This window comes from Bradyrhizobium sp. UNPF46 (assembly GCF_006658625.1).
Lineage (GTDB): Bacteria > Pseudomonadota > Alphaproteobacteria > Rhizobiales > Xanthobacteraceae > Bradyrhizobium > Bradyrhizobium nitroreducens.
Map to the genome: position 1 here is coordinate 1 of NZ_LFJB01000093.1, position 10,453 is coordinate 10,453.

Annotated in this window: 9 protein-coding genes; 7 read left to right on the plus strand and 2 right to left on the minus strand. The window is 63.9% G+C overall.

The window, feature by feature from the left end:
* Positions 1-178: 178 nt before the first annotated feature.
* Positions 179-1,051, minus strand: coding sequence for an SDR family oxidoreductase (locus UNPF46_RS32545; protein WP_100178952.1), 873 nt, complete (start codon positions 1,049-1,051; stop codon positions 179-181).
* 106 nt (positions 1,052-1,157) lie between these two features.
* Between UNPF46_RS32545 and UNPF46_RS32550 the strand changes: the two genes are divergently transcribed.
* From UNPF46_RS32550 to UNPF46_RS32565, 4 genes are all read left to right on the plus strand, one after another.
* Entirely contained in the window at positions 1,158-1,967 is an 810-nt protein-coding gene (locus tag UNPF46_RS32550) for a crotonase/enoyl-CoA hydratase family protein (protein ID WP_142252795.1), read from the plus strand.
* A 161-nt stretch (positions 1,968-2,128) separates the two neighbouring features.
* On the plus strand, positions 2,129-3,673 hold the full coding sequence (locus tag UNPF46_RS32555) for an acyl-CoA synthetase (protein WP_142252796.1): 1,545 nt from the start codon (positions 2,129-2,131) through the stop codon (positions 3,671-3,673).
* 110 nt (positions 3,674-3,783) lie between these two features.
* Entirely contained in the window at positions 3,784-4,578 is a 795-nt protein-coding gene (locus UNPF46_RS32560; protein ID WP_142252797.1) for an enoyl-CoA hydratase/isomerase family protein, read from the plus strand.
* A gap of 171 nt (positions 4,579-4,749) precedes the next feature.
* The gene (locus tag UNPF46_RS32565) at positions 4,750-5,154 is read left to right on the plus strand and encodes a YccF domain-containing protein (RefSeq protein ID WP_142252798.1); all 405 of its coding nucleotides are present in this window, start codon (positions 4,750-4,752) and stop codon (positions 5,152-5,154) included.
* Between the two features lie 190 nt (positions 5,155-5,344).
* Here UNPF46_RS32565 and UNPF46_RS32570 read toward each other — a convergent pair whose 3' ends face one another.
* A complete protein-coding gene (locus tag UNPF46_RS32570; protein WP_246668790.1) occupies positions 5,345-6,586 on the minus strand; it encodes a caspase family protein in 1,242 nt (413 codons plus the stop codon).
* A gap of 573 nt (positions 6,587-7,159) precedes the next feature.
* Between UNPF46_RS32570 and groES the strand changes: the two genes are divergently transcribed.
* The 3 genes from groES to UNPF46_RS32585 all read left to right on the plus strand — a co-directional run bounded on the left by groES (position 7,160) and on the right by UNPF46_RS32585 (position 9,546).
* Positions 7,160-7,474, plus strand: a complete 315-nt coding sequence (groES, locus tag UNPF46_RS32575) for a co-chaperone GroES (RefSeq protein ID WP_181770224.1) — start codon at positions 7,160-7,162, stop codon at positions 7,472-7,474.
* 37 nt (positions 7,475-7,511) lie between these two features.
* Positions 7,512-9,131: a chaperonin GroEL gene (groL, locus tag UNPF46_RS32580; RefSeq protein WP_142252800.1), complete on the plus strand. Its 1,620-nt coding sequence runs from the start codon at positions 7,512-7,514 to the stop codon at positions 9,129-9,131.
* Positions 9,132-9,210: 79 nt separating this feature from the next.
* Complete coding sequence (locus tag UNPF46_RS32585) at positions 9,211-9,546, plus strand: hypothetical protein (protein ID WP_142252801.1); 336 nt, start codon at positions 9,211-9,213, stop codon at positions 9,544-9,546.
* The last annotated feature ends 907 nt before the right edge of the window (positions 9,547-10,453 follow it).

Below are 10,453 nucleotides of genomic sequence, written 5' to 3' on the forward strand. Positions count from 1 at the left end.
AGCCGGCTCACGGCGTCAAGCGCCAAGGACCCAACGGCTTCCCGCCCACCATCATTATGACAGGCTTTTCAGACACAGGGACCCATGCTTTCGCGAGACGTAAGAATGTGCTGGGCCCCGGCTCACCAGTGCACCACGCCGCAAGTGCGGCGCGCTGCACTGCGTCCGGGGCACGAGACTATCCCCGCTTCGCCCGGTCCTTCTCGTTCTGGGCCATGATGCTCTCGCGCGCGGTCTTCCAGTCGTCGTCGCTCCAGTCGCGGAGCTGGTAGAAATTGCCGCCCATCGCGAGCGCCTGGGCGCCGTCCATGGCGATGGTCTCGCCGCTGATCCAGTCGCAGCCGCCGGAGATCAGGAACACGGCGACGTTCTGCAATTCCTCCATGGTGCCGACGCGGCCCATCGGGTTCATCGCCTTGGTGCGTGCGCCCGCCTCGTCGCCCGGCTTGATGCGCTTGCTCATGCCTTCGGTCGGGATTTCGCCCGGCGCGATGGTGTTGAGGCGGATGCCGTAGCGGCCCCATTCGGTCGCAAGCGACATGGTCATCGCATGGATCGCCGACTTGCTCATCGCCGACGGCACCACGTAGGGCGAGCCGTTGCGCACCCAGGTCGTGGTGATCGAGACGACATTGCCCGGCTGCTTCAAGGCGATCCAGCGCTTGCCGACCGCATGCGTCACGTAGAACGTGCCGTGCATGACGATGTTGGCGACCGCGTCGAAGCCGCGCGGCGACAGCTCCTCGGTGCGCGAGATGAAATTGCCGGCGGCGTTGTTGATGAGGTCGGTGAGGCCGCCGTCGCGAAAGATGTTCTCGACCATCTCCTCGACCGCGAGCGCGTTGCGGATGTCGACGCCGTGGCTGGTGACGCGGCCGCCGTACTCCGCCATCAGCTCGGTCGCGGTCTCGTCGCACACGATCTTGCGCCGACCGCAGATATGCACCTCGGCGCCGAGCTGGAGAAAGCGCGCCGCCATCGATTTGCCGAGACCCGTGCCGCCGCCGGTGACGAGAATGCGCCGGCCGGCCAGAAGATTTTCCTTGAACATGGCTGTTTCCCCCGTAGGGATTGTCAGTTAATTGGTCGATTGACTAAATCCGGCCGCCAGCGTCCTGTAAAGCGGCAACCGGTCAAGAACAGGGGAGAATTCGTCCATGGAAGAGCGCGTCTCGATCTCGATCTCGGAAGGCGTTGCCGACGTGCGCCTGGTGCGCGCGGACAAGATGAACGCGCTGGATCAGGCCATGTTCGAGGCGCTCGTCGCCGCAACCGACCGGCTTTCGAAGGACAAGAGCGTGCGCGCCGTCGTGCTCTCGGGCGAGGGCCGTGCCTTCTGCGCCGGGCTCGATATGGGACGTTTTGCCGCCATGAAGGAGAAGGGCGGCAACGGAATTCCGGGTGGCGAAAATCGCGATCTCACCAAGCGCACACATGGCCAGGCGAACTTCCCGCAACAGGCGGTGTGGGGATGGCGCCAGCTTCCTGTTCCCGTGATCGCAGCGGTGCACGGCGTTGCCTTCGGCGGCGGCTTCCAGCTTTCGCTCGGCGCGGACATGCGCTTTCTCTCGGCGGATGCGCGGATGTCGATCATGGAGATCAAATGGGGCCTAGTCCCTGATATGGCGGGCACGCCGATCCTCGCGAGCCTCGTGCGCGACGACATCTTGCGCGATCTCACCTACACCGGCCGCATCTTCTCCGCGCAGGAGGCGATGGCTTTCGGCCTCGCCACGCGCATCTGCGACGATCCGCGCGCGGCCGCTCTCGAAGTCGCGCGCGAGATGGCCGGCAAGAGCCCCGATGCGATCCGCGCCGCCAAGCGGCTGCTGAACAATCTCTCGGTCGATCCCGGTCCGGCACTGCTCGCGGAGTCGGTCGAGCAGCAGAAGCTGATCGGCAGCCCGAACCAGACCGAAGCGGTGCGCTCCAATCTGGAGAAGCGCACGGCGAAGTACGCGGATTAGTTCGCTGTCATTCCGGGATGCGCCGCAGGCGCAGGCCCGGAATCCATCGAGCCGCGTCCTCGGCTGTGAAATGGATTCCGGGTTCGATGCTGCGCATCGCCCCGGAATGACGGTCTGATCTGTGTTCACGTTCTCAACCCGACGAAAGATCGGAAAACAAAATGAGCGAAACGTCTGACTTCCTCGGCATCGTCTCCGGCGAGCGCCGTCGCAGCCATGCGGAGGTCGCATCCCGCGCCGACCGCATCGCAAGCGGCCTTGCAGATATCGGCGTCCGCCAGGGCGATTGCGTCTGCATGCTGATGCGCAACGACATTGCCTTTCTGGAAGCCGCCTATGCCGCGATGCGGCTGGGGGCTTACGGCGTGCCGATCAACTGGCACTTCAAGCCGGAGGAGATCAACTACATCCTCAAGGACACCGGCACCTCCGTGCTGATCGGCCACGCCGACATGCTGCATGGCTTGCGCGATGCCATTCCGGCCGGTGTCACCGTGCTCAGCGTGCCGACCCCGCCGGAGATCCTGTCCAACTACAAGATCGATCCCGATCATCTGGCGACGGCAAGCTTTGCGATCGACTTCGAATCCTGGCTCGCGCAATTCCAGCCCTATGACGGCCCGGTCGTGCCGCAGCCGATGAACATGATCTACACCTCGGGCACCACGGGCCATCCCAAGGGCGTGCGCCGCAACGCGCCGACGCCGGAGCAGCAGGCGGCGGGCGAGCGCATGCGCGCGATGATCTATGGGCTCAAGCCCGGCGCGCGTGCGCTGCTGCCGGGCCCGCTGTATCATTCGGCGCCGAATTCGTTCGGCATCCGCGCCGGCAAGCTCGGCGGCGCGCTGGTGCTGATGCCACGGTTCGAGCCGGAGGAATTTCTGGAAGCGATCGAGCGATACAAGATCGACACCATCTTCATGGTGCCGACCATGTTCATTCGCTTGATGAAGCTGCCGGAGGCGGTGCGCAAGAGATACGACGTCTCCTCGCTGCGCCACGTCATCCATGCCGCAGCTCCCTGTCCGGCGGACGTCAAGCGCGCCATGATCGAATGGTGGGGGCCGGTGATCTACGAATTCTACGGCTCGACCGAATCCAGCGCCGTCACATTCGCGACCTCGGAGGACGCGCTGAAGAAGCCCGGCACCGTCGGTAAAATTTCGCCCGGCGCCGAGCTGCGCTTCATCGGCGACGACGGCCGCGTGCTGCCGCCCGGCGAGATCGGCGAGATCTATTCCCGCATGGCCGAATTGGCCGATTTCACCTACCACAACAAGCCGGAGAAGCGCACCGAGATCGACCGCGACGGCTTCATCACCTCCGGCGATGTCGGCTATATCGACGCGGACGGCTACGTCTTCATCTGCGACCGCAAGCGCGACATGGTGATCTCGGGCGGCGTCAACATCTACCCGGCGGAGATCGAATCCGTGCTGCACGCCGTATCAGGCGTGCATGATTGCGCCGTGTTCGGCATTCCCGACGCCGAGTTCGGCGAGGCGCTGATGGCCGTGGTCGAGCCGCAAGCCGGCGTGACGCTCGATGCCGCCGGCGTTCGCGCGAGCCTGAAGGCGCATCTGGCCGACTACAAGGTGCCCAAGCACATCGAGATCCGCAGCGGCCTGCCGCGCGAAGATTCCGGCAAGATATTCAAGCGCCGGCTGCGCGATCCCTATTGGGAGCAGGCGGGCCGGAAGATCTGAGGCGGTGCCGGAGGGGGGCAACAGCGCGTAGCGCTGTGCCCGCCGTTAAGAAGTGGTGGGCACGCTTCGCTTTGCCCAACCAACAACACACGGATGGGGAAACATTTGTCATGACCGATGCCGCCAACGAAGTCCTCTATACGGTCGCCGACCACATCGCGACCATCACGCTGAATGCGCCGGAGCGGATGAACACGATCTCCGGCCCGATGCTGAACGATCTGGCCCGCCTGCTGACCGAGGCCAACGAGGACAAGAACGTCCGCGTCGTGATCCTCACCGGCAAGGGCAGGGCGTTCTGCGCCGGCCTCGACCTGCGCAAGGAACGCGACGGCAACGGCCTCAGCGCCGCGTCCTCGCCGACCACCATCAACCTCCGCAACACGCCGCCGACGGTGTTGCAGGCGATGGACAAGCCGACCATCTGCGCCGTCAACGGCGGGGCGGCCGGCTACGGCATGGACACTGCGCTCGGCTGCGACATCCGCATCATGGCGGAATCCGCCAAGCTCGCCGCCGCCTTCGTCAAGCGCGGCGTGGTGCCGGAATCCGGCGGCACCTGGCTGTTGCCGCGCATGCTCGGCTGGGCCAAGGCCTCCGAGCTGATCTTCACAGGCCGCACGCTCAGCGCCCGTGAATGCCTGGACTGGGGCCTCGCCAACGAGGTCGTGCCGGACGCCGAGCTGATGACCCGCGCCACCGCGATCGCCCGCGAAATCGCCGCCAACGCGCCGCTTGCCGTGCAGGCCTCCAAGCGCATGATGCGGATGGGCCTGAACGAAAACTTCTCCGACCACGTCCACCACGTTTATCTCCAGCTCCTGCCGCTGTTCAAAACCCAGGACATGGCCGAGGGCATGAAGGCGTTCATGGAGAAGCGGGCGCCGAGGTTCGAAGGGCGGTAACCCCGTAGCCCGGATGGAGCGCAAGCGTAATCTGGGGCCGCTGTAGCTGGTAGCTCGCTTCCCGGATTGCGCTCCGCTCCATCCGGGCTACGTTTCATGGGCGTGGCGCCGTCTTAGCAGAGACAGATTCCGATCCTATATAGACGGGATCATCCACCTCCGGATCACCCCATGACCCCCGTCTCGATGCTGCTCAACATCCTCTGGATCCTCATCGGCGGCGCCTGGATGGCGTTCGGCTGGCTGGTGGCCGCGGTCATCATGGCCGTCACCATCATCGGCCTGCCCTGGGCGCGGGCGGCGTTCAACATCGCCGTCTACACCCTGCTGCCGTTCGGCTCGCGTGCGGTCAACCGCTACGATGTCACCGGTGTCGAGGATATTGGCACCGGCCCGCTCGGGGTGATCGGCAACATCATCTGGTTCGTGCTCGCCGGCTGGTGGCTGGCACTCGGCCACGTCCTGACGGCCCTGGTGCTCGCGATCACCATCATCGGCATTCCCTTTGCCTGGGCGCACCTCAAGCTCGCCGGCATCGCGCTCTGGCCGATCGGCAAGGTGATCGTGCCGGCGTGAGGTGGGCTTTCGTCGATGTTGGCCTCTGGCGGTGGAGCGGAGGTCGCGCGGGCCGGGGGGCGACTTTGCGCCTCAGAAGACTTGCCGCTCGTTTTGGAACATCATCCATTGTTGAGAGTGAACGCAGCGAGTCCTAAACGTTCGACTATCGCGAACACCTCCGCTCCAAGCGATCGCAGCACCAAGATGACTATCTCTTCGTGAGAAACACTTGACCAAAGCTGCCACTCGGGCATCCCCCTGGAATTGGGTTGGGTCCCCATGTTCCCTTCAGCGCCAAGCCCCGAGTGCTGTCGATCGCTACGACTCCGCTTGCCATGCAAAACACCCCGTGACGCGCCGCTTCCCACCGTGTGCCTTTGAAACTGAGTAGACCGTTCTGCAGCGTTCCTTCGAACTTGTAGGCGATCCAATCGTTACTGCCGTGTTGGGACAACGATATCTTGCCCGACACCTCGCTCCCGGACTGATGGACCGCCCATTTATAGTTGAATTTCGTTCGCCCGCTGGTCGCATAACCGAACCAATCCCCCTCCAGATCCAATTGCGCCGTTGGTGACGTTTGCGGAGTATCTTGAACGCGAGCAGCCGGCTTCACGTTCGCGAGTTGGCCCTTTCTCAACTCTTCTAGCCTTGCTCGTGCCATGCTGCCGTACGGGGTGTCGCCGAATTGTCGGATGAAATCCTCGAGGACTGCGACACTTGTGGTGCTCTGAGTCGCTATCCACGCTTGCTGGGCCGGATCGCGCGGTTGCGGAGAGGGTGTCGGGTTCTGCTTGACTGTGATGTCGGCCCTGCCCTTGAGATAAAACTCGCCTGTCAGTGACAGCGACAGTTCCGGCAACTGCTGTCTGCCTGTCGTCTCATAGACATCATTGCTGATGCGCCGAAACACCACGCCGATCTCCTCCGGTGCTTCGATGTTCTTGAGGAACGCGGACGTGTACGGGCTATTGCGTCCACCGCCATCCTCTGCAGTCCGTCCGGCCTGAGTGGAGTACGCGACGATCATGCCGAGCGGCGTGTCGACCTTCGCCAACCCTCGTTGCAGCGCCAGAGCGCGGGTGGTACCTATCGAGCGTCGGAGCTGATCGGCGAGGGGGTTGTCCCGGCACGAGTCGAGAACGAGTATGCGCAGATTCTTCGCCTGCTGCAGGTCAGCGATGATGTCGTCGACGCGTGTCATCCGTCGAAGGTCCGCTTCATCGGCGAGCTTGGTATCGACCGGTGCCAGATAGTTGACACCACCGAACTGCAGCGCGTGTCCAGAGTAATAGAATAGTGCGACGTCTGCGGCTCGCGCGGCTCTTGCGAACCGGATCGTAGCTGATTTCATTCCCTCCTCATCGAGATTGGTGGCCATGATGGTGTCGAAGCCGTCTCGCTTCAGTGCTGCGGCGACGTCCGCGGCATCGTTCGGCGGGTTCGGCAATTGTGGCTCTGATAGGCACCGTTGCCGATGACGAGAGCGACGCGAATTTCTGCATGTGCCTGCTGGCAAGCCAGGACGAGCCCCGCGGCTATTACGCCAACGAACGCCAGCAGATGCCGCATGTCCTTCCCCCATTGGTTGAAGGTCTTAGAATATCTGCCCGAGTGTATGGCGACAATGGATGCCGATGTGATCGAGGTCACAGACAACTCTTAGGATGGGTAGAGCGCCAGCGAAACCCATCACCCGTCCGCCGATGACGCGACATGATGGGTTTCGCAAAGGCTCTACACATCCTACGCGCTGACGCTCCTAGGCATTGCACTGTGGCCGATCGGCAAGGTGATCGCGCCGGGCCGGGGAGCCGAGCAGTCCCTATCGGGCTCAGCCCGGTCGCCCCTTGGCGGCTCGGGACCGACCGGCACGCAAGCCGGTGCGACCGCAATCGCCCCGAATTTTTTTCCGAATCCCCCTTGAACGGATATCGACCTGCCCCTAGGTCGTTTGCCGCCCGGGGGGCCGTTTTCGGACCCGGATTTTGGACATCGCTGAACCCATTGAAGGAGGATGTGCATGCATTTCCGCCCGTTGCACGACCGTGTGCTCGTGCGCCGTATCGATGCCGAGGAGAAGACCGCCGGCGGCATCATCATTCCCGACACCGCCAAGGAGAAGCCCCAGCAGGGTGAGATCATCGCTGCCGGACCGGGTGGTCGCAACGAGCAAGGTCAGCTCGTGTCGCTCGACGTCAGGGTGGGTGACCGGGTGCTGTTCGGGAAATGGTCGGGCACGGAGGTCAAGATCGACGGCGAGGAGCTCCTGATCATGAAGGAAACCGACCTTCTCGGCGTGGTCGAACAGGCCGGCTCGCTGAAGAAGGCGGCGTAACGCACTGACAGTCATCGAACGGAAAGGAGTTTGCAACATGGCTGCCAAGGACGTGAAGTTCGCGACCGAGGCCCGCGAGCGCATGCTGCGGGGCGTCGACACACTGGCGAATGCGGTGAAAGTCACGCTTGGTCCGAAGGGACGCAACGTCGTCATCGAGAAATCGTTCGGCGCGCCGCGCATTACGAAGGATGGCGTCACCGTCGCCAAGGAAATCGAGCTGGAGGACAAGTTCGAGAACATGGGCGCCCAGATGGTGCGCGAGGTCGCCTCCAAGACCAATGATCTTGCCGGAGACGGCACCACCACGGCGACCGTTTTGGCGCAGGCCATCGTCAAGGAAGGTGCAAAGGCGGTCGCCGCCGGCATGAACCCGATGGACCTGAAGCGCGGCATCGACCTTGCCGTCGACGCCATCGTAAGCGACCTCAAGACCCATGCCAAGAAGGTCACGTCCAATGACGAGATCGCCCAGGTCGGTACCATCTCCGCAAACGGAGATACCGAGATCGGGCGCTTCCTGGCGGAGGCGATGCAGAAGGTCGGCAACGAGGGCGTGATCACGGTCGAGGAAGCCAAGAGCCTGCACACCGAGCTCGAGGTCGTCGAGGGCATGCAATTCGACCGCGGTTATGTCTCGCCCTATTTCGTCACCAACGCCGAGAAGATGCGGGTCGAACTCGAGGACCCCTATGTGCTGATTCACGAGAAGAAGCTGTCTGGTCTCCAGGCGATGTTGCCGCTGCTCGAACAGGTCGTGCAATCCGGCAAGCCGCTCCTGATCATCGCGGAGGAGGTAGAGGGCGAGGCGCTGGCCACACTCGTGGTCAATCGCCTGCGCGGAGGTCTGAAGGTTGCCGCGGTCAAGGCGCCCGGTTTTGGCGATCGTCGCAAGGCGATGCTGGAGGACATTGCGATCCTCACGGGCGGTACCGTGATTTCCGAGGATCTCGGCATCAAGCTCGAGAACGTGTCGGTGAAGATGCTGGGCCGGGCCAAGAAGGTCGTGATCGACAAGGAGAACACCACGATCGTCGATGGTGCCGGTGCCAAGAAGGACATCGAGGCCAGAAGCCAGCAGATCAGGACGCAGATCGAGGAAATCACCTCGGACTACGACCGCGAGAAGCTCCAGGAGCGGCTGGCGAAGCTCGCCGGCGGCGTCGCGGTGATCCGGGTCGGTGGAGCGACCGAGGTCGAGGTGAAGGAACGCAAGGACCGCGTGGACGATGCTCTGCATGCGACGCGGGCGGCCGTCGAGGAAGGCATCCTGCCCGGCGGCGGCGTGGCACTGCTGCGCGCCCTCAAGGCGCTGGACGGCGTCACGACCGGCAATGCCGACCAGAAGGCCGGCGTCGATATCGTGCGGCGCGCCATCCAGGTGCCGGCCCGGCAGATCGTGCAGAATGCCGGCGAGGATGGTTCCGTCGTGGTCGGCAAGCTCCTCGAAAACGAGACCTACACGTGGGGCTTCAATGCCGCGACGGGCGAGTACCAGGACATGGTCAAGGCCGGCGTGATCGATCCCGCGAAGGTGGTGCGCACCGCCTTGCAGGATGCCGCCTCCGTGGCCTCGCTGCTCATCACCACCGAGGCGCTGGTCGCCGACAAGCCGAAGAAGTCCGAGACGGCCGGCGCGCCGGCCATGGACTTCTGAGACGAGCGAGCCCGGCTCAGGCCGGGCTCGCCTAGTTCTCTGATCATGAGACCTGTTCCACGAACGATTGGAGGATGAAATGATCGAAGATCGTGCCTTCTCCGCTCGCGCGGAGAACACGCAGATGGCGCGGTACCTTGCGGCTCTTGCGGTTGCTGCAACCATCTGTCTCTTGCCAGCTGCGGTCCAAGGCGCCGAAAGCCCCGGCATCGGTGGGAAAACAGCGAGCACGTTTGAATGGCTGGCGCTGCCGCCGATCCCAAACCTGGACACGATGCCGTGGACGAACTGGGAACGAGCGAACGCCACCATGAAGGTCGATATCCTGCTGTCGCCGGTCCTCGACCCGTCGGGTATTCGCCTCGATGATTTGGCCCCGCGCGATCGGGATTGGCCGCAGCCTGCCATGAGCTGAGACGTCGGAGCGGCCGGCAGCGCTCCAGCGCCGCCTGGCCGCTCCGGCCCGCACACCAGGGCTCGCATTGCCGAGGGGCAAAACAGGCTACATCCAGGTCAAGAGAGGCCGTTCGGAATATTCTGATTGACCGAATTCGTAATTTCGGCTAAACCGCAGTCCATCCCGGCCCGTCAAAGGGGCGTTTCGCGATCGTCACGATACGCGGGCGGGATGCGATGGACGCGGTAGCGCCGGCGCGTGACGGGATGGCAGGGCGGGCGAACCTCGTGAGCCATCGCGATCCGCGGCACGACACGGCGTGGTCACAGCGTTTCGTTTCGGCGTTGGAGGCGAGCACGCGCGAGCTTCCGGCTGTCCGGGGCGGGACGTCCGCGGACGGCAAAAGCGTGTGGTCCTGACGCCCGCGGTTCTGGCGTCAAGTCTCGCGGTGATGTGGCAGCCAACCGGCACGCGCATCAATCAGCCGCAAGGCGACGGGGGCAATAGTGCATCGCTCCCCGGGGAGAGCGCGCCATAAGCCGTAACACCATTGCGCAGGGAAGGCCGGGCGACCGGCAACACCTGTGGTCAACCCCGCGTGCGTCTTTCGCGTGCGGACCTCGGGTGCCAGCCGGCGCCCGGCCTTCCCAGCGCCCTTTATTCTCGACGAGGGCGAAATGGATAGCAAAGCTCGGGCGGAATACGCCGCGAGATCGCGAAGACGTGCTTGGTGAAAAAGGCTGCTTCTCCGCGTGCCCCGGACGCAGTGCAGCGCGCCGCATCTTCGCGGCGTGATGCGCTGCTGAGCCGGGGCCCATCTTTCGGCTTGCACTCTGTAGCTCCTGGGTCCCTGTGTCTGAAAAGCCTGTCATAATGATGGTGGGCGGGAAGCCGTTGGGTCCTTGGCGCTTGACGCCGTGAGCCG

Coding starts and splice junctions, on each gene's coding strand:
- UNPF46_RS32545 (WP_100178952.1), bottom strand. CDS start 1,051: ATGTTCAAGGAAAATCTTCTGGCCGGCCGGCGCATTCTCGTCACCGGC.
- UNPF46_RS32550 (WP_142252795.1), top strand. CDS start 1,158: ATGGAAGAGCGCGTCTCGATCTCGATCTCGGAAGGCGTTGCCGACGTG.
- UNPF46_RS32555 (WP_142252796.1), top strand. CDS start 2,129: ATGAGCGAAACGTCTGACTTCCTCGGCATCGTCTCCGGCGAGCGCCGT.
- UNPF46_RS32560 (WP_142252797.1), top strand. CDS start 3,784: ATGACCGATGCCGCCAACGAAGTCCTCTATACGGTCGCCGACCACATC.
- UNPF46_RS32565 (WP_142252798.1), top strand. CDS start 4,750: ATGACCCCCGTCTCGATGCTGCTCAACATCCTCTGGATCCTCATCGGC.
- groES (WP_181770224.1), top strand. CDS start 7,160: ATGCATTTCCGCCCGTTGCACGACCGTGTGCTCGTGCGCCGTATCGAT.
- groL (WP_142252800.1), top strand. CDS start 7,512: ATGGCTGCCAAGGACGTGAAGTTCGCGACCGAGGCCCGCGAGCGCATG.
- UNPF46_RS32585 (WP_142252801.1), top strand. CDS start 9,211: ATGATCGAAGATCGTGCCTTCTCCGCTCGCGCGGAGAACACGCAGATG.